We start from the raw sequence: 20,489 nt of genomic DNA on the forward strand, positions 1-20,489 counted from the left end.
AACCTTCGAAGTATCTTATTAATATTTGCCCATGTCAAGAAAATAATAAAAAAACAGGATTTGATCATTGGAATTTGTCAGACTTGCATCATTGGATTTTTGTTGAAATTATTTTTTATGCTCAAGACATTGATAAAAGCATAATAAAATAAGCTTGAACCCATTGGTTCCTGCGGATTGGGGTCATTTTTTTTTACTGTTTATTTTATCCCGTTCACTGAGTTTGAAACTTTGGCCGGGTTTACCTTCAAACGCCTGAACCTTTCCCCGGATGTCCAGAAATTGTTCAAAATTGTTCATAAAAACATCAAGAATATCCGGATCAAAGTGTTCTCCCCTTTCTTTTTTCATTATATTATAGGTGACTTCGGGAGGATAAGGGTCTTTATAAGGCCGTTTTGAGGTGAGCGCATCAAATGTGTCTGCTATGGCTGTAATTCGTCCGGAGATAGGAATATCAATTCCTTTTGCTTGATTAGGATACCCTTTCCCATTGAATTTTTCATGATGGTTCAGGGCGATTTCATGGGCCATCTGTAAAATTTTTGATTTGGATCGGGATAAAAGTCTTGCCCCGATCTGCGGATGTGTTTTTATGGTTTCAAACTCAATATTGGTAAGCTTGCCCGGTTTCAGAAGAATTTTGTCAGGAATGCCTATTTTACCAATGTCATGCATAGGCGCGGCATAAGATATGGTTTCGATAAACTCTTCGGAAAGAGAAAGTTTTTCAGCCATGAGTGAACAATATTGACCGATTCTGATAATATGATCCCCAGTGTCTTCGTCTTTATACTCTGCTGCCATGACAAGGCGATGCACAGAATCAATATAGGAATTTTTAAGTTCATTGTGGGCTTTTTTTGCTTCCTGCTTCAGATGTCTTTCTCGTAATACACGATTAACCCTGAGAATCATCTCTTTGGGTGAAAAAGGCTTTTCAACAAAATCACTGGCACCGATACTGATGATTTCATCATAATGGTAACTGCTTATCTGGCCTGTCATGACAATCACGTCTGTAGTAAATTGCGATTTAATGATTTTGGCAAGCTCAATACCATCCATAACAGGCATGTCAATATCAGTCACGACCACATCAAACGTATTTTCGGAAAAAAGTTTTAATGCCTCTTCACCATTTTCTGCAAAATAACAAGGATAGCTTGTTCTTGCCATTGCGTTTTTAAGCAAATCTCTTATAAGTGGTTCATCATCAACAATTAAGATATTGGCATTTTTTTGAGTGTCTGCGACAACAAAATCATTTATCATGGGTGGCCTTGATTTTTAAATTTAAAAATTATTATACAAAATTCCTCTCAATTTAAAATAGCAAATACGCATTAAAGTCAAGTTGAATTTGAAAAACAACTCAACAACTCATTTTTTTGAGTTAACTGCACAGGCGACCATAAATAAAATAAAAATTATATTATTTTTTTGCAAGTATGTTGTTAATCAGTTTGATCAATGTCTTCATGGGAATTGGTTTTTGAATAACTTCAACAATTCCTGCGGCTTTGGCATGTTCAATCAATTCCTCGCTTTTGGTTCCGGTACATAACATCACAGGGATATTGCCGCGCACTTTCAGTATTTTTTTTGCCAGTTCCATGCCTTGCAGTTTAGGCATGATATGGTCGGTAATAACAAGGTCAAATTTTTGTGGCGTTTTTTTGAACTCCTCCAATGCCTCAATGCTGCTGGTATATCCCTCAACTTTGTATCCCACTCTTTCAAGGACAATTTTGCCGAAATCAACCAGGGCATCTTCATCGTCCACAAACAACACATTCCCGCTGCCCCTTGGAAGAGTTTGATCTCCTTTGATATCGGGCTTATAACTTTCAGTCTGTCTGCAGGGAAGAAGTACTTCAAATGAAGAACCTTTTCCAGGCTGGCTGGCTACAACTATTGTTCCCCCATGGCTGACGGCAATCCCCTGGGCAACTGCCAGACCAAGTCCTGTTCCTTCTCCTGGTTCTTTTGTCGTAAAATACGGATCAAAAATTCGTTCGACAATTTCCTGGTCCATACCCGGACCCGTATCCTCAACAACAATGCTGACATAATGACCTGAAACCAGATTGGGATATTCAGACACGCTTTCCGGATCTAAAAAAATCTGTTTTAAACCAATGCTCAGCATTCCGCCATCCTCTGTCATGACCTGGCCTGCATTCTGGCAAAGGTTTAATATCAATTGATGAATCTGGGCCGGATCAGCCAGAACCGTACCTGTTTCTTCCCGGATCTCTTGTTTGATTTCAATACTGCTGGAAAAATTGGCTTTAAGATAATTTAGAACATAATTTAAAATCGGGGTGATTTTAATGTGTTTTTTCTCCTGTTCTGTCTGCCGGCAAAAGGTTAAAAGATGCTGAACAAGTTCCTTGGCCCTGAAAGCCGCTGAACTGATTTTTTCCAGGCAGTCTCCGATTTTTGAATCATCCGGCTGTTTCTCCATGGCTGCCATTTCGCAATATCCGATGATAATGGAAAGAATATTATTAAAATCATGAGCTATTCCACTGGACAATGTGCTGATGGCTTCCATTTTCTGGGCCTGCTTGAGGATTTTTTCCATTCGTTTATGTTCAGCCAGCTGTTTTTTTAATTGCTCATTTGACTTGGTAAGTTCCATGGTTCGCAGGGAAACCTCGTCATCCAGCGTCTGCCGTGTCTTATCCAGTTGCAGGTGGAGTTGGCGCATCACAAAATGGGCTTTCAGGCGGGCCAAAACCTCTTCTTTTTGAAAGGGTTTGGTGATATAGTCTGCTGCTCCCAGTTCAAGGCCTGTGACTTTGTTGACCGTCTCTGTAAGGGAGGTCATTAATATAACTGGAATATTTTTAGTTGTTTTGTTTGATTTGAGTCTGCGACATACTTCAAACCCATCCATTTCAGGCATTAATACATCCAGAAGAATGATATCTGGAAGCGTGTCTTCCAAAAGCTCAAACACCTTGTATCCATTGAGTGCCAGTTGCAGGTTAAACCCGAACTGATCCAGTATCTGTTTCAGGCTCTCAATATGTTCCTGTTCATCATCAACAATCATAATGGTGCTTTCAGGTGCTGTGAAATCGACCATTTTCGCCTCCTGTCATCTGTTGAACATTATAAAGTCCTTTGTTCCGGTTAAGGCCGCTTATCCATGAATATATGAGAAGATGTGAACAAACGATTTTTACCGGTTATAACATGAAGTTGAACAGATCAGAATATCTTAGCTTGTTGAGTAATATTATAAGGTTCCAGGCAAACCTGTCAACCCGAAAGGATCAAATGACCTTTAATATATGTTAAACCATCCGTATTCTTTTTTATTGATTCTCAAATCGAAATTTTTACAATAGATTCTCCAGGTTCAAGTTCTGAAACACACTTTTAGCAGAATCAGTCAAACATTTTGAATATTGACTCTGAAAAGCAAATATTTTATGGTTTCAGCATGAAAAAATTTATCAGGATTATTTTTGGACTTGTTTGTGTTTTGGTGTTGGGATTTGCCGGTCTTATCGGGTATGCCACCTGGTCGGACTACAGGCCTGATCCGACAACCCGGATATTTGAAAATCAACATGCCCCTGTCGTTTCTGAACAGAAAAGCTATCGGCTTATGATCTGGAATATCGGATATGGTGGATTGGACCGGGATATGGATTTTTTTTATGATGGCGGAAAACAGGTTCGGCCTTCTAGACAGATCGTGGCAAAGAATATATTGGCCATTGAACAATTTGTCGCCCGCCAAAAGGACATTGATTTTTTCTTATTGCAGGAAGTGGATCAAAATTCCAAACGAAGCTATTCCATGGATGAGGTTTCAATTCTGTCAACAATATTTCTCCAATATCATTCCAGTTTCGGGAAAAATTATGATGTGTTTTTTGTGCCGGTTCCTGTGTTTGATCCACTTGGTCGTGTTCTGGCCGGGTTACAGACATTATCCCGGTTTGAACCTGTGTCTGTTGTCCGGCATTCTTTTCCGGGAAACTATGCATGGCCCCAGGGATTGTTCATGCTGGACAGGTGTTTTATGGTTTCACGATACAGGCTTGAGAAAAAAAAAGAGATGGTGGTTGTCAACACCCACAATTCCGCCTATGACGACGGCACCTTAAGGCAGCGTCAGATGGCCTGTCTTAAGGATTTTTTGATCCGTGAATATAAAAAAGGCAATCATGTGATCGTCGGAGGAGATTGGAACCAGTGTCCCCCTGGCTTTAAACCTGACTTTGAACGAAACCTCATGGACAATGAAAGTCGTATGGACATTGAAAAAGAGTATCTGCCCGGATGGAAATGGGCCTATGATGAAAAAATGCCAACCAACAGGCGTCTTGTTGCCCCATATGATGAAAAAACAACCCTGACAACAGTGATTGATTTTTTCCTGGTATCACCCAATATTGACATCGAACAGGTCCACGGCGTTTATCTTGATTTTAAACATTCGGATCACAATCCGGTAAAACTGGAAATAAAATTAAAGGATGGCGTTTAATTCCCTTTCTTTCCGTACGGTTTATACGATTTAACAGTAACAATTTTTTTCTGCTTTTCCTTTTCCTTTGGATTTTTTTCAACAAACAAAGGCGTCATGGAAAAAGGATCCAGGCCGGTGTAATACATCAGAGTCGAATAGGTTGACGGGGCCGGCGTAAAAACCTGGACCTGTTCCGGTGTGACCTTAAGCTTTTGTGTGGTAAATTTTTTCAACTCTTTCATGTCGTTCATCCGGCATCCTGGATGGGCGGCGATCAAATAATAGGTTAAAAATTGTTTTTTTCCTGATTGTTTAGACAATGCATCAAATTGCCACTTGAATTTCAAGAGCAGATCAACCGGCTGCTTGCCCATTAAGTTCAATACATGGGGCATGGTATGTTCCGGCGCTATTTTCAATTGCCCTGAAACATTATCGTTTACGATTTTTTCAAGGTATGCACCCCCGTTTTTCTTATCGTTTAATATAATATCATAACGGATGCCCGAGCTGATAAAAACCTTTTTAATACCAGGCAGTTTTTCAACTTTCTGGATCAGGCGTATATAATTGGAGTGATCAGGAGCAAGGCTTTTGCAGGGGGATGGAAACAGACACCGCTTGTCAAGGCAGGCACCTTTTTTAAGTTTCTTTTTACATTCAAACCCGTACATGTTTGCCGTTGGGCCTCCAAGGTCTGTAATATAACCCTTAAAATCCTCAAGATGTGAGATGTCTGCGGCTTCTTTTATAATCGACTCTTCGCTTCTATACCGAATCGTCCGGCCCTGGTGAACTGAAATAGCGCAAAAATTACACTCTCCATAGCACCCATAATGGGTAGGAATGGAAAATCGTATGGTATCCAGCGCTCTGACTGTTCCAGCCTTTTTATGAAAAGGATGAAGGTCCCTTTCAAATCCCAGTGAATGGATATGATCAAGTTCTTTGGTGGTACTGAAGGGCTCGGGCGGGTTGAGGATCAGATAGCGGTCATTGTGCTGTTGACAAAGTCTTTGTGCTGTTATGGGGTCATTGTTTTGATAAAACATATGAAAACTTTTTATATAATCTTTCTTGTCTTTTTGTACCGCTTCAAAGGAGGGCAGTTCTTTTCCTTTTTTTTCTTTTGAAATAAAGGCAACACCATTCAAGACCTCTGGAGGTTTGTTTTCTTTTAAAGCTGTTGCAAATTTGACGATGGTGCTGTGGGCCATTCCAAACAAAAGATAGTCTGCTTTTGCATCAAACAGGATAGACCGCCGCATTTTGTTTGACCAGAAATCATAATGTGCGACGCGTCTTAAACTTGCTTCAATTCCGCCCAGAACAATTGGTCTGGTTTTTTTAAAGTATTTTCTGACAAGGTTGGAATAGGCGATTACAGCCCTGTCAGGACGCCGGGTATTCATGCCTCCCGGGGTATAATCATCTTTTTTCCTTCTTTTTTTCAAAGCCGTGTAATTGGCCACCATGGAATCCACACACCCCCCGGTAATGCCCCAGAAAAGATCGGGTTCCCCAAGTCTTGAAATATCTGTCTTGCTGTTCATGTCCGGCTGGGCAATGATTCCCACTCGAAATCCTTTGTCAACCAAGACCTTGCCGATGATGGCAACACCGATAAACGGTGAATCTATATAGGCGTCTCCTGTGACAAGAATCACATCAAGTTTGGGCCAGTTAAGCTGGTCAAGTTCTTTGGGGGTTGTGGGAAGAAACATGGTTGATGCCTGTTTTGTAGAAGTTTGTTTGTATCACATTTTTAACTGGGTGCATCATACAGGAGAAGCTCTTGGATTACAATCCCGGTAATGATCCCTGTATCCTGAAGGCATGCCTGTGAAAAACATATCGGACTTGGCTTGTTTAGCAAAAATAGTTGTTTTTTGTTGCTTTTTCAAACCTTGCTTGACAAAAAATGTTTCTGCATATAGAAACAATGTGGAATAATTTTTTATAAAACAGGTGTGTACGGATCGTACTGAACTCCCTTCATCACATGATGGAAAACTACACATTATATGGAGTCTCAAAAATGCAAAAAAAAATATTTTTAAATGAAGATGAAATTCCCCGTCAATGGTATAACATAGCCGCAGACCTTCCCGGAACAATTAATCCGCCTCTGGGTCCGGACGGCAAGCCCATCAGCCCGGAGATGCTGGCCCCGGTTTTTCCTATGAACCTTATTGAGCAGGAAGTCAGCACGGAACGATGGATTGATATCCCGGACGGTATTCTGGATATGCTGTGCAGATGGAGGCCATCTCCGCTTCACCGGGCGATTTATCTTGAAAAAGCTCTGAAAACCCCTGCAAAGATATTTTACAAAGATGAAAGTGTTTCCCCTGCCGGCAGTCACAAACCAAATACCGCAGTGGCCCAGGCCTGGTATAATAAAGAGTTCGGAATCAAACGCCTGACAACTGAAACCGGTGCAGGCCAGTGGGGTTCGGCGCTTTCCTATGCCTGTGCGCTCCTGGGACTTGAATGCAAGGTTTTTATGGTAAAGGTCAGCTTTGAGCAAAAACCGTTTAGAAAAGTTTTAATGCAGACCTGGGGCGGCAATTGTGTCGCCAGTCCGTCAAATGAAACAATTGTCGGACGTGAAATTTTAAAACAGACTCCGGATACCCCGGGCAGCCTCGGTATTGCCATCAGTGAAGCCATAGAACAGGCTGTGGGCGACGAATCAGGGCAGACCCGTTACGCCTTGGGCAGTGTCCTGAATCATGTTATGCTGCATCAGACAATTATCGGTCTTGAAGCCAAAAAACAGCTTGCAAAGGCCGGAATTAAAAAAGTGGATACGGTCATAGGATGTGCAGGTGGCGGCAGTAACTTTGCAGGTCTGGCATTTCCGTTTACCCACGATAAGATCAATGGGGCTGATATTGAAATCATTCCTGTGGAACCGGCTTCCTGCCCCACATTAACTGCAACCCCCTTTTCCTACGATCACGGGGATGTAGCCCAGATGACACCCATGCTGCCCATGCATTCACTGGGACACAAATATATTCCGGCTCCCATTCATGCCGGAGGGTTACGCTATCATGGCATGGCACCACTGGTATCCCATGCGGTTGAAGCCGGACTGATGACCCCCATGGCAATTCAGCAGCTTGAGTGTTACGAAGCTGCCATGACCTTTGCCAGAACAGAAGGGCTTCTGGTGGCACCTGAAACCAGCCATGCCATTGCAGCCACTATTAGAAAGGCCCTTGAAGCCAAAGAAACAGGTGAGGAAAAGACCATTATTTTTAATTTAAGCGGTCACGGACTCATGGATCTTAACGGATATGCCAAATATATGGCAGGTGATCTTCATAATATTTCAATGTCTGAGAAAGAAATTGAAGAATCAAGAAAAATAAGTATGGGTGGAAATCCTGTTCCTAAAATTTAGATAGCCTGTATAGCTTAAACCATCCCCATTATATCAGATCAGGATACCAGATCAGTATTTCAGGGGATGGTTTCTCCTCCTTAAAATAAAAGAGGCTGAATTCTTTGTGCCTTAATTCTTTCATCAAATTTGTCAATATTGGCTTCGTCTATATTTTTTAATATTTATATTTTAATTATCAATTGGATTCTTAAAAAGATCTGTGTAATGAAACCTACCTGTATTATTGACAGCTGTTTTTCATGTTTGTTGTGCAGATCAATCTGCCATGGGCGCTATTTAAAATGACTTATTTTTTTTGAAAGGATGAGATAAAATGATTAAAAATTTTTTTGCCGGCCGATGGGGTATTATCAGTGTCGGCGCCTTTATCGGCATTTTTGCCGGAATTTTACAAAAAATGGGAAACCCCGGAAATATGGGAATTTGTGTGGCCTGCTTTGAAAGAGATATTGCAGGTGCCATTGGCTTTCATAGGGCAGGTGTGGTTCAATATATGCGTCCGGAAATTATCGGGTTTGTATTGGGAGCTTTGACTGCTGCCGTGAGTGTGAAAGAATTCAAGCCTCGTTGCGGATCAGCACCTCTTGTCAGGTTTGTCCTGGGTGTGTTTGCCATGATCGGGGCCCTGGTATTCCTAGGCTGTCCATGGCGGGCACTTCTTCGTCTTGCAGGCGGAGACGGCAATGCCGTTATCGGCCTGCTGGGACTTGCCGGAGGGATCTGGATCGGAACGCTTTTTTTAAAGAATGGATATAACCTCGGCAGAAGCCAGCCAACCCATAAAAGTGTGGGATTGCTCTTTCCTCTCATTATGCTGGGCCTTTTATGCCTTATGTTTCTTTATCCCCAGGTGGCAGGAGAAAATAAAAGCGGGGTATTGTTCTACAGCCTTAAAGGGCCGGGTGCCATGCATGCTCCATTGCTGGTATCCCTTGTGATAGGGCTTTTGATAGGTTATGTTGCACAAAGAAGCCGGTTTTGCACCATGGGTGCCTTTCGGGATCTGATTTTGTTCCGGCATCTTCATCTTTTAACCGGCTTGATCTCCCTTGTTATTTTTGCTTTTGCCGCAAACCTTTTTCTGGGTCAGTTCAACCCTGGATTTGAAGGACAGCCGGTTGCCCATACAATGCATGTCTGGAATTTTGCAGGAATGGTACTTGCCGGTCTTGCTTTTTCCCTGGCAGGCGGATGCCCGGGTCGTCAGCTTTTTCTTTCCGGCGAAGGTGACGGTGATGCCGCCATATTTGTGCTTGGAATGATAACGGGAGCGGCAATTGCTCATAATTTCGGTCTGGCAAGTTCGCCAAAAGGTGTTGGTCCCCATGGTATTGCTGCAGTGGCAGTTGGTATGATCGTCTGCCTGTTTATAGGATTTACAATGAGAAATAAGATAAAAGGAGTATAGCCGTGAGTATAACGATTGATGCAAAAGGATTTTCCTGTCCCCAGCCGGTACTGATGTTTATGGAAGCTGCTGCTCTTGGAACTGAAAAAGAGATCATTGTTCTTGTGGATACGGATGCTTCAAAGGAGAATGTCTCAAGGGCTGCACAAAGCAAAGGGTATACAGTTAAAGATATCCAACAGCAGGGGGATGAATATCAAATAAACCTTGTAAAGGATTAGACAAAAAATAAAGAAAAACATAAAAGGCATATAGTTTGTTTAAATTTAAGCTGTTTAAAGAAAAAAAGCAGGATACCCCATCATCCCGGGCAGGCCTGGGTATTCTTGTGTTTGAGAATACAAGCGAAGTGATTCAGGCGGAAAATATTTTAAGGGGCAACAACTGGGAAATCAGAGTAATGGGTCCTCCGCCGGAGATTCAAAGCGGGTGTGATCTGGTAATTGAGTTTCCATTGATTGAGGAACTTGCCATTATGCGCTTTCTTGAAAAAGCAGGTCTTTTGCCCCTTGAGATGGTGCCTGTTACAAATCCCCTGCTTCAGCCGGTCAACCTTTTTCACACAAAGGATTTTGGCCGGTTTCTCATGATCCGGGCCGCCAATATGAAAATCACCGTGGAAAAACAGACCCGACTGATCGTCAATATTTCAGGAGGGGGATGCCCGGATGTTCCTTATCTTGCTTACAGACTGGTGGGTAAAACATTGGACCAGGCTCCTGATCCCATGAATATAGGGCATACTCTTTGCGGGTATGCCCTTGGACTTGCTTTTAAGGAGATGCAAAAAAAATGCTTGCAGTGGTAGGAACCGTTCCGTACCCGGATTTTCCCCTGACCGTGGGCAGGGTGGATATGGTTGAAGACAAGCTTGTGCTTAATGGCCTTCATGTGCCGGTGAACAGGGGAACACCTGCGCTTTTAGGAGCAATGATCAACACCTTAAAAGTTGTGGGTCAAAAAGATATCACCGGTTTTATTGCCGGTGATATCGGTCTTGGGGACGGCAGTCGCAATATTTATCAATATATAGTTGAAAATTGTTCCGGCATGGATTTGAAGACCATTGTATTTCATTACCTTCAACCGGATGTGGACTGGCATAATAAAATTTTATTTGTCCTGAAAGATTTGGCGGTCAAACCAATAATGATCGCCGATGCAGGCTTTATGTATGCAGCCAAGATGAGCGGCCAGGCAGAAGAGTATGATCTTTTCACCCCGGATGTGGGAGAACTTGCCTTTCTTGCGGATGAAACCGCTCCCCATCCTTTTTATACCCGGGGATTTATTTTACATGAAGACAATAAAATTCCAGATCTTATCAGCCGTGCATACCTGCATAAAAATGCTGCAAAAAATCTGCTGGTAAAAGGAAGCACAGACTTTGTTGCAGATAAAAACGGGATTGTTTCTTCCCTGAACAGTCCTGAGGCACAAGCAATGGAAGCAATGGGTGGAACGGGCGATACGCTTACCGGTATTGTTACAGCATTGATTGGAACAGGAATGAAAATCCCAAAAGCCGCAGCAATAGCTTCAACAGTCAATCGACTGGCCGGGGTTTATGCCGCCCCCACACCTGCCACCCAGGTTCTTGAAATTATACAGCAAATCCCGGCAGCCCTGGAAAAAGTATTAAAAGAGTAATATGTCAGGTAAAAAAAAGCAGGTACAGAATCGAATAACTCAGCAAATGACAGTCCTGGATGTCGTGTCAACCTGCGAAAAAACCCTGCCTGTTTTTAAAGAATATGATGCGATTGCAGGAGAGTGCATCTGCTGCAAATCGCTTTTTGAATCCATTCACAGCGTTGCAAAAAAGTATGGCTTTGATCTGCAAAAACTTTTAAACCGCCTTAACGCTGCCGCATCATCCAATCTGTTGTAACCCTCTTTTTTAGAAGAAAGTTTCACCCATTACCCGCTGTTCCGGTTCATTCATTGAATTTGCAAAATATATTATTTTAACTTAATTATTTTAGATATTTACCTGAATCTTGATATAGAGACCGCAAAATGGTATAAGTCAAGACTTTATAAATTACAAACAAGTATGGAAACAATTTGCAAAAAAAGGAAAAGTTTACATTCAAATGCCAGTCCTGTGGCGGGCAGACCCCGAAATGGATGGGTAAATGTCCGGATTGCGGTGCCTGGGATACTTTGGTGGAAGAACGAATCGGTGCTGGTGTCTTAAAAAAGAGAAAATCCTCTTTTTTATCGGAACCTGTCTTGATTGATTCTGTGGAAGTCAAAGAAACCGAAAGGCTCGAAACCGGTGTGGCGGAATTTGACCGGGTACTGGGAGGCGGCATTGTCGACGGCTCATTGATCTTGATTGGCGGAGACCCTGGAATCGGAAAATCCACCTTAATGCTTCAGATATTGTCAATATTATCCAATGCCGGTAAAAAATGCCTTTATGTGTCAGGAGAAGAATCTGTTCAACAGATTTCCATGAGGGGTAGAAGGCTTGATTCCCATGGTTCTTCTTTGTTTGTGGTGTCTGAAACCGATTTGGAATCCATTTTGGCCATGGTGGAATTGTCAAAATACGATGCCATGGTAATTGATTCCATTCAGACGGTCTTTCATCCGGATGTCTCATCAACGCCGGGCAGTGTGACACAGATCCGGGAAGCTGCCATGCAGTTTATGAAGCTTGCAAAATCAACCGGCCTTCCCATTTTTCTGGTGGGCCATGTGACCAAAGTGGGTGCCATTGCAGGGCCAAGGATCATGGAGCATATGGTGGACACTGTCCTTTATTTTGAAGGGGACAAAAGTCATGTGTTCAGAATTTTAAGAGCTGTTAAAAACAGGTTTGGTCCCACAAATGAGATCGGTGTGTTTGAAATGAATGAAAAAGGCCTTGCCCAGGTTCCAAATCCATCCGCAGTCTTTTTGGCTGAACGTTCCGCAGTTGCACCTGGGTCTGTGGTAACCTCCTGCATGGAAGGAACGCGGCCCATTCTGGTTGAAATTCAGGGTCTTGTGGCCAGTTCGAGCCTGGGAACCCCAAGGCGAACGATTTTGGGCCTGGATACTCACAGGGTGGCCTTGATTGTTGCCGTGATGGAAAAAAGGCTTGGAATGAATCTTTCCGGCCTTGATATTTTTATGAATGTCACAGGCGGGGTAAAAATAGTCGAACCATCGGCAGATCTTGCCATTGCAGCAGCCCTGGCATCAAGTTTTCTGGACAAACCAGTGGACAAGAAGACAACGCTAATAGGGGAAATCGGATTAACAGGGGAAATCCGGGCTGTGGGGCATGTTCAGGCAAGAGTAAAGGAAGCTGCAAAAATGGGATTTACAAGGTGCCTTATCCCTGCCAATACGATCAAGCAGGTATCAGGAATAGACACAATGACATTTGAAAGTGTCAGCTTTCTAAAAAGTGCCATGGAGGTATTGTTTTAATGGCAGCCAAAAAAAAGAAACAAGCCAGCAACAAATCAGTCAAAAACCAATCAGGCAAAAACAAGTCAAGCAAAAACCAATGGGCAGATCATCTGACCCATCGGGCAAAAGCTGAAAATTATCCGGCACGATCCATATACAAACTTGAAGAAATTCAGAATAAATTCAAGGTCATGAAAAAAAATGACCAAGTGCTTGATCTTGGGTGTGCGCCCGGATCATGGTTGTTGTATGCCGCAAAACAGGTGGGAAACAAAGGCCTGGTAAAGGGTATTGATTTAAAACCAATCGAGATTAAACTGCCCGATAATGTAGTGGCGATTAAAGATAATATCTTAAATCAGGATAATGCCGCTTTTTTAGATAAAAACAGAGGATTCGATGTCATACTAAGTGATATGGCACCGGCAACAACCGGAAGAAAGGATGTGGATGCATTAAGATCTTTTGAACTTTGTGATATGGCTCTGACCATAGCAAAGAATTTTTTGGTTCAAAACGGCAATTTTGTTTGCAAGATATTTCAGGGAAATGACTTTAATGACTTTCAAAAACGTGTTAAATCAAAATTTAAAGAATGCAAAACATTCAAACCGGATAGCTGCAGAAAACAGAGTAAAGAAATATATATTATAGCAAAAGGTAAGAAGTAAGGAGGATACAAAAGATGTCAGGACATAGCAAATGGTCGACCATAAAGCATAAAAAAGGCGCTACAGATGCCAAAAGGGGTAAACTTTTTACCAAATTGATAAAGGAAATTACAGTTGCTGCAAGAATGGGCGGGGGTGATCCTGAAGCAAATCCAAGATTACGGCATGCGTTGAGTATCGCCAGATCCCAGAACATGCCCAAGGATACGTCTGAAAGAGCAGTTAAAAAGGGAACCGGCGAGCTTGAGGGTGTTAATTACGAAGAAATCGTATATGAAGGATATGGCCCCGGCGGGGTTGCTGTTCTGGTCGAATGTTTAACAGATAATAGAAACAGAACCATTGCAGAGGTCCGCCATGCATTTGGTAAAGCCGGCGGGAATGTGGGAACAGATGGTTGTGTTGCCTGGATGTTTGATAAAAAAGGAGTGTTGACTGTCAGCAAAGAGGATTCCGATGAAGAGACGCTGATGGAAGTGGCTCTTGAAGCCGGAGCTGAAGACATTAGAGAAGAGACTAATTCCTTTGATATCATTACGGAACCTGCAGATTTTGATGCGGTCAAAGAAGCTGTTGACGCAGCAGGAATCAAGTATGAAATGGCTGAAATCACCATGCTTCCACAGAATATGACAAAGGTGGATGGCAAAGAGGCCGAACAGATGATCAAATTCATGGATGTTTTAGATGACTGCGATGATGTTCAAAAATTTTATACTAATGCAGATATACCGGACGAAGTTTTTGATTCAATGTGATCGTTGATCAACATCTCAACCATAAAAAAAAGCAGGAGCCTTGATTTATTTTAAGGCTACTGCTTTTATTGGATTTAAGTGTTTTATCACTTTATGGTTTACAGATTGATCATTTTTTGAACCGACCCTAAAGCCGCTTTTCTGATATCTTCCGGAACCGTTATTTTTCCGGTTAAATTTTCCAGACTGTCAGCCAAATTATTAAGCGTAATTTTTTTCATATCCGTACAATACATTTTTTCAGATGCAGGATAGAATTTTTTATTCGGATAGGCTTTTGAGATTGGGTAGAGCAATCCTGTTTCCGTTCCGAGAATAAAAGAATTCCGGTCAGACTCTCCGGCAAATTTTATCATTCCCGAGGTGGACTGGATGCTGTCGGCAAGAGCAAGGACTTCAGGCGGACATTCCGGGTGGGCAATAAAAAGCGCTTCAGGATGCTCTTTTCTTGCCTGATGGACATCCTGTTCAGACAAGGTGTTGTGAAAGGGGCAATATCCATCCCACAGATAAATTTTCTTGGACGTGTTTGCCGCCGCATATTGTGCAAGGTTCCGATCCGGTGTCATCAGAATTTCATCGGCATTAATGCTGCTGACAACCTTTATAACATTGGCAGATGTACAGCAGATGTCGGAAACTGCTTTGACGGCAGCAGAAGAATTTACATAAGTGACAACGGGAATATTTCCCAGTTCCTTTTTTCTGGCGGTTAACGCAATAGGCTCAACCATATCTGCCATGGGACAGCCTGCGTCAGTATTGGGCAGCAATACGGTTTTTTCGGGAGACAGAATAAAGGCTGTTTCCGCCATAAAATGGACACCGCAGAAAACAATAAGGTCAGCTTTAGTTTTCGAGGCTTTGATACTCAATTCAAGAGAATCCCCACACAGATCCGCAATATCCTGAATTTCAGGGGGTTGATAATTGTGGGCAAGGATGATGGCATTTTTTTCTTTGGCAAGTTGTCTGATTCTATCTTTCATTGTGTAACCTTAAAATAATTATTAGTCCATTTCTATTATATCCGACTTTTCAGGTGGTTTAAATTCAAAGATGGCCGGGTCAATCTCTTTAAATTGAATGTCAGTGAATTCAAACAAGGTGTTGGTATCATCGTAAGTATTATAGCTAAAAACCCTTTCAATTTCACTGTTTTTTTGTGATATTCGAATCACAATTGAAGAAAAATTATGAGTTTCTTGTTTTGAAATCAGTTTGATTTCCACATACTCTGCTGTGACTGCTTTTATACTGATAATATAATTTTTTCTGACAAGGGAAATATCTGATAAAAAATCTCCTCCTGAGCCTGGTTTGAAAAACGAAGCTGTATCTGATTGCATAACCTGATTCAGTTCCGGTCGGTAAATCCAAAGAGACCTGCCGTTAGTAATAATTTCATGGCGCTCAGGTTCCAGATATTCCCATCTCATTTTTCCTGGATGGCTAAAAGATGCTTTCCCGGACGCTTTTTGAGTATTGTCAATGGCTACAAGCGTTACACTCTGTGTAAACGAGGCCTCAAAGCTTTTGCCGGTATATTTTTTTTCAATGGCGTCTAAAATATCTTCTTTAAGCTTGTCTGTGCCGGTGTTTGCATAGGATGCACATACGGTTGAAAAAACAACAGACCAGACCAGGATAACAGGAAAAACAATCCTGCACATTATTTTGCAGAATAAAACTTTCACTTTATCTGCTTTATAAGGACTATCGAAGAAGTTTTCGAATATCTTTTCGTTTGTCTTCAGCATATATTCTTCTCAGCCTTGGTTTTTCAATTTTTCCAGTGGGATTTCGCGGAACATCTCCAAAAAAAATCTTTCTCAAGTGTTTATATCGGGGCAATTCCTGTTGAAATTCGATAATATCACTTTCACAAAGTATGCACCCGGGCTTAACACTGATGATCCCTGCTGGAATTTCTCCCAAACGCTCATCCGGGATACCGATGACGGCAATATCTTTTATTTTTTTATTTTTAAGGAAAAAATTTTCAATTTCAACAGGAAAAATGTTTTCTCCTCCGTAGATAATCATGTCTTTTTTCCGGTCCACAAGCCATATAAATCCGTTTATATCATATCGTGCAATATCGCCGGTGTGAAGCCAGCCGTCTTTGATTGTCTCTGCTGTTGCCTGGGGGTTCTTATAGTATTCTTTCATCACACCCGGGCCTTTGACAATAAGTTCGCCTGATTCATTGCCGAAAAGCAGATTTCCCTGTTTATCCACAATTTTTGCTTCCCAGTCAAATCCAGGTGATCCAATAGGCCCTATTTTATCGGCATTGTCGATTCCTAAATGAACACACCCAGGACCTGTTGATTCGGTAAGTCCGTAGTTTGTGTCATAATCTTGTCCTGGAAAATATTTTTTCCAGTTTTCAATCAGGCTTGGCGGAACCGGCTGGGCACCTGCATGCATCAAACGCCATTGGGAAAGTCTGTATTTTGAAAGATCAATTTTTTTGTTTTCAACGGCAATCAGGATATCATGGGCCCAGGGAACCAGAAGCCAGACAATGGTACACTGCTCTTGGGAGATGGTCTCAATAATCCATTGGGGACTTACTCCTTTAAGAATAATACCTTTACCTCCCACAAGAAAACTGCCCATCCAGTGCATTTTGGCACCTGTATGATACAGGGGCGGAATACAAAGGAAAATGTCTTCATGGGTCTGATTATGATGGGCGTGTTCAACATGGCAGGCATGCTCAAGATTTCTATGGGTCAAAAGAACGGCTTTGGGGTTACCTGTTGTGCCACTTGTAAAATATAAAGCAGCAGCATCTTCGACATCAAGGTCAACATCAGGGGGGGTATCTGCTGATTGTGTCTCTATAAACGTATCATATTGAACAGCCCAGTCAGGGCATAAATTCGCAGGCCCAGTAAAAATCCAGAGCTGAACATATTTTTCCAGTTCATCTTGGATCGCTTCAATTCTTTCAATGAATTCTTCACCGAATATGAAAACTTTGGCTTCAGCCGTGTTGGTGCAAAGAAGAATTTTATCGGATTCAAACCTGAAGTTTAACGGGACTGCCCAGGCACCTGTATAAAGGATGCCAAAATAAATGGGAAGCCATTCAAGGCAATTGGTCATCAATTGTACAATTTTGTCCCCTTTTTGAATACCATGGTTTTCAAAGGCGTTTGCAAGACGGTTTGATGTCTTGTAAAATTCTTCCCAGGTAATGGTTTTCCGGGAGTTCAAAGCAGGTATGCGTTCTACGAGTGCGGTCTCGCCTTTATACATCAATGCGTTTCTGGTTAAAATTTCAGTTATAATCATTTAAAAACAACAGCCCCTCATTCTATATAAAAAAATCCTGCCGTGAAACTATAAAACACGGCAGGACTATATTCAACAGGTTTTATATTTTTTATTTGTCTTTTTTAACCTCTTCGAAATCCGCATCAACAACATCGTCATCTTCCTGAGGAGAGGCTCCGGCATCCGTACCTTGACCGCCTTGTCCATCCTGGGCTGCCTGCTGGTACATGACTTCTGCAAGCTTATGAGATGCCTGTGACAAGGCTTCAATTTTCTGTTTGATGTCATCAAGATTGTTTGAATCTTTGGTCTGTTTCAATGCTTCAACAGCAGATTCAATATTTTTACGGGTCTCTTCATCAACCTTGTCTCCATGCTCTTTCAAGGTTTTTTCAGTCTGATCAACAAGTGCTTCTGCATTATTTTTTGTATCAACCAGTTCTCTTTTTTTCTTGTCGTCTTCGGCATGCAGTTCCGCATCTTTGACCATTTTGTTGATTTCGTCTTCTGAAAGGCCACTGGCCGCCGTGATACGAATGGACTGTTCTTTGCCGGTTGCCTTGTCTTTTGCTGCTACATGAACAATCCCATTGGCGTCAATATCAAATGAAACCTCAATCTGGGGAACTCCTCTTGGTGCAGGTGGAATATCAGACAGTTCAAATTGTCCAAGCGTCTTATTGTCTGCAGACATTTGTCTTTCACCCTGGAGAACATGAATGGAAACAGCCGGCTGATTGTCAGCAGCGGTTGAAAATACCTGGCTCTTTTTGGTTGGAATGGTTGTGTTTTTATCGATGAGCTTGGTCATCACACCGCCCAACGTTTCAATACCAAGCGATAACGGCGTAACATCAAGTAAAAGGACATCATTCACATCCCCTTGAAGAACACCCGCCTGCACTGCAGCACCCATGGCAACGACTTCGTCGGGATTTACACCCTTATGGGGTTTTTGTCCAAAAATTTTCTCAACCCTTTCCTGCACTGCCGGCATACGGGTCATACCACCGACCAGAACCACCTCATCAACGCCACCTGATCCCAGGTTGGCTTCTTTTAAAGCAATCCGGCAAGGTTTTTCAAGTTTATCCAAAAGATCGGCTACCAGGGATTCAAGTTTTGCCCTGCTAAGTTTTACGTCAAGATGTTTCGGGCCTGAGGCGTCTGCCGTGATAAACGGCAGGTTAATGCTGGTTTCAGTTGATGTTGACAATTCCATCTTTGCTTTTTCAGCCGCTTCTTTAAGACGCTGAAGTGCCATTTTATCAGTCCTCAGATTAATTCCCTGCTCTTTTTTAAATTCATCGGCAATATAATCAATGATTCTCAGGTCAAAATCTTCCCCGCCTAAATGGGTATCCCCGGATGTTGATTTTACTTCAAACACTCCGTCACCGATCTCTAAGACTGAAACATCAAATGTACCGCCGCCCAAATCAAATACGGCAATTTTTTCTTCGCCTTTTTTGTCCAGACCATAAGCTAATGAGGCGGCTGTTGGTTCATTAATAATTCTCTTTACTTCAAGCCCGGCGATTTTTCCTGCATCTTTTGTAGCCTGCCTCTGGCTGTCATTAAAATAAGCGGGTACGGTGATAACCGCTTCTGTGACTGCTTCTCCCAAATAGTCTTCAGCCGTCTTTTTAATATTGGCCAATATAAAGGATGAGATTTCAGCAGGACTGTGTTGTTTCCCTCTTAAATTGATTCGGGTGTCGCCATTGGAAGCGGCTTCAATTTTATAAGGAAGATTAGGGATGTCCGTTTGAATTTCTTTTGAATTGAATTTTCTTCCAATCAATCTTTTTACACCAAATACTGTGTTTTCAGGGTTGGTGACAGCCTGTCGTTTTGCTGCCTGGCCAACAATTCGTTCACCACTTTCAGACACCGCAACAATAGATGGTGTTGTTCTTCCACCTTCTGCATTTGTGATTATTTTTGCTTCACCGCCCGCTTCCATAACTGCTACACAGGAATTGGTTGTTCCTAAATCTATTCCGATTATTTTACCCATAATATACCCTCCGAGATATCTTTAATTTTCTTTTGTTTTTTCAGTTTTTTTTTCAGTTTTTTTTGAGACAACAACCATAGCAGGCCTGATTAACCTGTCGTGAAGAAGATACCCTTTTTGAAGTACCGTTATAACAGTGTTTTCAGGAACTTCATCTGTACTTTCTTGATTGACGGCCTGGTGAAAATTTGGATCAAACGGTTTGTTTTCAGCCTCTACCGGCTTAACATTAAAGGTTTCAAACAATTTGATAATATCCTTGTATGTCAGTTTGACTCCTTCAAGCAAGCCGTCATCTTCTGAAACTTCTTCTGCTGAAAGAATTGCTCTTTCAAGGTTATCCACAACAGTTAAAAATTGTCTAAAGACCGTTTCGTTGGCAAATTTTTTAAATTCATCTAATTCCCGCTGTTTTCTTTTTTTATAATTCTCAAATTCAGCAGAAAGCCTCAACACACGGTCCTTTTCAAATAAAAGCTGTTCTTTGAGTTCATTGATACCTTCCTTTTCAGATGTATCTTTTTTTGCTGGTTTATCGGAATCGTCTTTGGTCTTAGCTTTTTCAGCCTCGTTTTTGGGAGAATCCTCATTTTCGGTTTCTATTTTTTTTTTTTTTTCGTTTGCCAATTTTTTCTCCTGCTCCAAATATTCCTTATCATAAAGATTGCTTTACTAAAAAATTATCTATTAAATTATGGCAGAAAAATAAGTCTGTTTAAAAACATGTCAAGATATAAAAAAAATGGGGTTTAAAAGAAAAGATCCGGCTGGCAGAAGGGTTAAAGGAAAATTGCGTGACCGGGATCGATCCACGACACAGAAGAGATCACTTATCGCTGCTTCCTTCCGGACCTGACGAGGTTCATGGCCTTCTGTTACGAGGCGACCGATCAGAATTATCCAAACCCGGCCTGCACAGCCGGACGCTTATATATAGTTGCTTTTGATTTTTTTTTCAAGCCTAATTCTTCGTGCTATATTCTTTGAGTTGGATTGTAAGAATTAAAAATATCAATTGGACAACTA

General features: G+C 41.8%; 18 protein-coding genes and 1 other RNA gene. 10 read left to right on the forward strand and 9 right to left on the reverse strand.

Annotated elements, in window-relative coordinates; all coding sequences use genetic code 11:
* Positions 1-183: 183 nt before the first annotated feature.
* Positions 184-1,275: a response regulator gene (locus tag TOL2_RS01855; protein ID WP_014955859.1), complete on the reverse strand. Its 1,092-nt coding sequence runs from the start codon at positions 1,273-1,275 to the stop codon at positions 184-186.
* 160 nt (positions 1,276-1,435) lie between these two features.
* The gene (locus tag TOL2_RS01860) at positions 1,436-3,097 is read right to left on the reverse strand and encodes a response regulator (protein WP_014955860.1); all 1,662 of its coding nucleotides are present in this window, start codon (positions 3,095-3,097) and stop codon (positions 1,436-1,438) included.
* A 360-nt stretch (positions 3,098-3,457) separates the two neighbouring features.
* Between TOL2_RS01860 and TOL2_RS01865 the strand changes: the two genes are divergently transcribed.
* Positions 3,458-4,513 carry an endonuclease/exonuclease/phosphatase family protein gene (locus TOL2_RS01865; protein WP_014955861.1) on the forward strand — a complete coding sequence of 352 codons (1,056 nt, stop codon included), beginning with the start codon at positions 3,458-3,460 and terminating at the stop codon, positions 4,511-4,513.
* Here TOL2_RS01865 and TOL2_RS01870 read toward each other — a convergent pair.
* Positions 4,510-6,219 (reverse strand): YgiQ family radical SAM protein, encoded by a 1,710-nt coding sequence (locus TOL2_RS01870; RefSeq protein WP_014955862.1) that lies wholly within the window; start codon positions 6,217-6,219, stop codon positions 4,510-4,512. The two genes, TOL2_RS01865 and TOL2_RS01870, sit on opposite strands and share 4 nt — an antisense overlap.
* A gap of 314 nt (positions 6,220-6,533) precedes the next feature.
* Here TOL2_RS01870 and TOL2_RS01875 point away from each other — a divergent pair, with 314 nt between their 5' ends.
* The 9 genes from TOL2_RS01875 to TOL2_RS01915 all read left to right on the forward strand — a co-directional run bounded on the left by TOL2_RS01875 (position 6,534) and on the right by TOL2_RS01915 (position 14,155).
* Positions 6,534-7,907 carry a TrpB-like pyridoxal phosphate-dependent enzyme gene (locus TOL2_RS01875; protein ID WP_014955863.1) on the forward strand — a complete coding sequence of 458 codons (1,374 nt, stop codon included), beginning with the start codon at positions 6,534-6,536 and terminating at the stop codon, positions 7,905-7,907.
* A gap of 316 nt (positions 7,908-8,223) precedes the next feature.
* Complete coding sequence (gene yedE / locus TOL2_RS01880; protein WP_014955864.1) at positions 8,224-9,318, forward strand: YedE family putative selenium transporter; 1,095 nt, start codon at positions 8,224-8,226, stop codon at positions 9,316-9,318.
* A 2-nt stretch (positions 9,319-9,320) separates the two neighbouring features.
* Positions 9,321-9,539 carry a sulfurtransferase TusA family protein gene (locus tag TOL2_RS01885; protein WP_014955865.1) on the forward strand — a complete coding sequence of 73 codons (219 nt, stop codon included), beginning with the start codon at positions 9,321-9,323 and terminating at the stop codon, positions 9,537-9,539.
* A gap of 35 nt (positions 9,540-9,574) precedes the next feature.
* Positions 9,575-10,126, forward strand: coding sequence for a DUF3343 domain-containing protein (locus tag TOL2_RS01890; RefSeq protein ID WP_014955866.1), 552 nt, complete (start codon positions 9,575-9,577; stop codon positions 10,124-10,126).
* Complete coding sequence (locus tag TOL2_RS01895; protein ID WP_041279201.1) at positions 10,111-10,968, forward strand: NAD(P)H-hydrate dehydratase; 858 nt, start codon at positions 10,111-10,113, stop codon at positions 10,966-10,968. Before TOL2_RS01890 ends, TOL2_RS01895 begins: the two co-directional genes overlap by 16 nt.
* Position 10,969: 1 nt before the next feature.
* Positions 10,970-11,209: a hypothetical protein gene (locus tag TOL2_RS01900; RefSeq protein WP_014955868.1), complete on the forward strand. Its 240-nt coding sequence runs from the start codon at positions 10,970-10,972 to the stop codon at positions 11,207-11,209.
* Between the two features lie 176 nt (positions 11,210-11,385).
* Complete coding sequence (gene radA, locus TOL2_RS01905) at positions 11,386-12,744, forward strand: DNA repair protein RadA (RefSeq protein ID WP_014955869.1); 1,359 nt, start codon at positions 11,386-11,388, stop codon at positions 12,742-12,744.
* Positions 12,744-13,397, forward strand: a complete 654-nt coding sequence (locus tag TOL2_RS01910) for an RlmE family RNA methyltransferase (protein ID WP_014955870.1) — start codon at positions 12,744-12,746, stop codon at positions 13,395-13,397. Before radA ends, TOL2_RS01910 begins: the two co-directional genes overlap by 1 nt.
* A gap of 14 nt (positions 13,398-13,411) precedes the next feature.
* Positions 13,412-14,155, forward strand: a complete 744-nt coding sequence (locus TOL2_RS01915) for a YebC/PmpR family DNA-binding transcriptional regulator (RefSeq protein WP_014955871.1) — start codon at positions 13,412-13,414, stop codon at positions 14,153-14,155.
* Between the two features lie 98 nt (positions 14,156-14,253).
* Here the strand turns inward: TOL2_RS01915 and nadA are convergent, their stop codons facing one another.
* The 6 genes from nadA to ffs all read right to left on the reverse strand — a co-directional run bounded on the left by nadA (position 14,254) and on the right by ffs (position 20,355).
* A complete protein-coding gene (gene nadA, locus TOL2_RS01920) occupies positions 14,254-15,144 on the reverse strand; it encodes a quinolinate synthase NadA (protein WP_014955872.1) in 891 nt (296 codons plus the stop codon).
* A 21-nt stretch (positions 15,145-15,165) separates the two neighbouring features.
* A complete protein-coding gene (gene lolA / locus TOL2_RS01925) occupies positions 15,166-15,852 on the reverse strand; it encodes an outer membrane lipoprotein chaperone LolA (RefSeq protein ID WP_158406050.1) in 687 nt (228 codons plus the stop codon).
* 19 nt (positions 15,853-15,871) lie between these two features.
* Positions 15,872-17,461: a class I adenylate-forming enzyme family protein gene (locus TOL2_RS01930; protein ID WP_014955874.1), complete on the reverse strand. Its 1,590-nt coding sequence runs from the start codon at positions 17,459-17,461 to the stop codon at positions 15,872-15,874.
* 91 nt (positions 17,462-17,552) lie between these two features.
* Positions 17,553-19,463 (reverse strand): molecular chaperone DnaK, encoded by a 1,911-nt coding sequence (gene dnaK / locus TOL2_RS01935; RefSeq protein WP_014955875.1) that lies wholly within the window; start codon positions 19,461-19,463, stop codon positions 17,553-17,555.
* A gap of 21 nt (positions 19,464-19,484) precedes the next feature.
* Positions 19,485-20,090 carry a nucleotide exchange factor GrpE gene (gene grpE / locus TOL2_RS01940; protein WP_014955876.1) on the reverse strand — a complete coding sequence of 202 codons (606 nt, stop codon included), beginning with the start codon at positions 20,088-20,090 and terminating at the stop codon, positions 19,485-19,487.
* Positions 20,091-20,258: 168 nt separating this feature from the next.
* Positions 20,259-20,355: signal recognition particle sRNA small type (gene ffs / locus TOL2_RS23985), an RNA gene on the reverse strand.
* Positions 20,356-20,489 lie beyond the last annotated feature (134 nt).

Origin of the sequence: Desulfobacula toluolica Tol2, from assembly GCF_000307105.1 — a bacterium.
In the GTDB taxonomy this organism is placed as follows: Bacteria; Desulfobacterota; Desulfobacteria; order Desulfobacterales; family Desulfobacteraceae; genus Desulfobacula; species Desulfobacula toluolica.

Coding starts and splice junctions, on each gene's coding strand:
- TOL2_RS01855 (WP_014955859.1), bottom strand. CDS start 1,275: ATGATAAATGATTTTGTTGTCGCAGACACTCAAAAAAATGCCAATATC.
- TOL2_RS01860 (WP_014955860.1), bottom strand. CDS start 3,097: ATGGTCGATTTCACAGCACCTGAAAGCACCATTATGATTGTTGATGAT.
- TOL2_RS01865 (WP_014955861.1), top strand. CDS start 3,458: ATGAAAAAATTTATCAGGATTATTTTTGGACTTGTTTGTGTTTTGGTG.
- TOL2_RS01870 (WP_014955862.1), bottom strand. CDS start 6,219: ATGTTTCTTCCCACAACCCCCAAAGAACTTGACCAGCTTAACTGGCCC.
- TOL2_RS01875 (WP_014955863.1), top strand. CDS start 6,534: ATGCAAAAAAAAATATTTTTAAATGAAGATGAAATTCCCCGTCAATGG.
- yedE (WP_014955864.1), top strand. CDS start 8,224: ATGATTAAAAATTTTTTTGCCGGCCGATGGGGTATTATCAGTGTCGGC.
- TOL2_RS01895 (WP_041279201.1), top strand. CDS start 10,111: ATGCTTGCAGTGGTAGGAACCGTTCCGTACCCGGATTTTCCCCTGACC.
- TOL2_RS01900 (WP_014955868.1), top strand. CDS start 10,970: ATGTCAGGTAAAAAAAAGCAGGTACAGAATCGAATAACTCAGCAAATG.
- TOL2_RS01910 (WP_014955870.1), top strand. CDS start 12,744: ATGGCAGCCAAAAAAAAGAAACAAGCCAGCAACAAATCAGTCAAAAAC.
- TOL2_RS01915 (WP_014955871.1), top strand. CDS start 13,412: ATGTCAGGACATAGCAAATGGTCGACCATAAAGCATAAAAAAGGCGCT.
- nadA (WP_014955872.1), bottom strand. CDS start 15,144: ATGAAAGATAGAATCAGACAACTTGCCAAAGAAAAAAATGCCATCATC.
- TOL2_RS01930 (WP_014955874.1), bottom strand. CDS start 17,461: ATGATTATAACTGAAATTTTAACCAGAAACGCATTGATGTATAAAGGC.
- dnaK (WP_014955875.1), bottom strand. CDS start 19,463: ATGGGTAAAATAATCGGAATAGATTTAGGAACAACCAATTCCTGTGTA.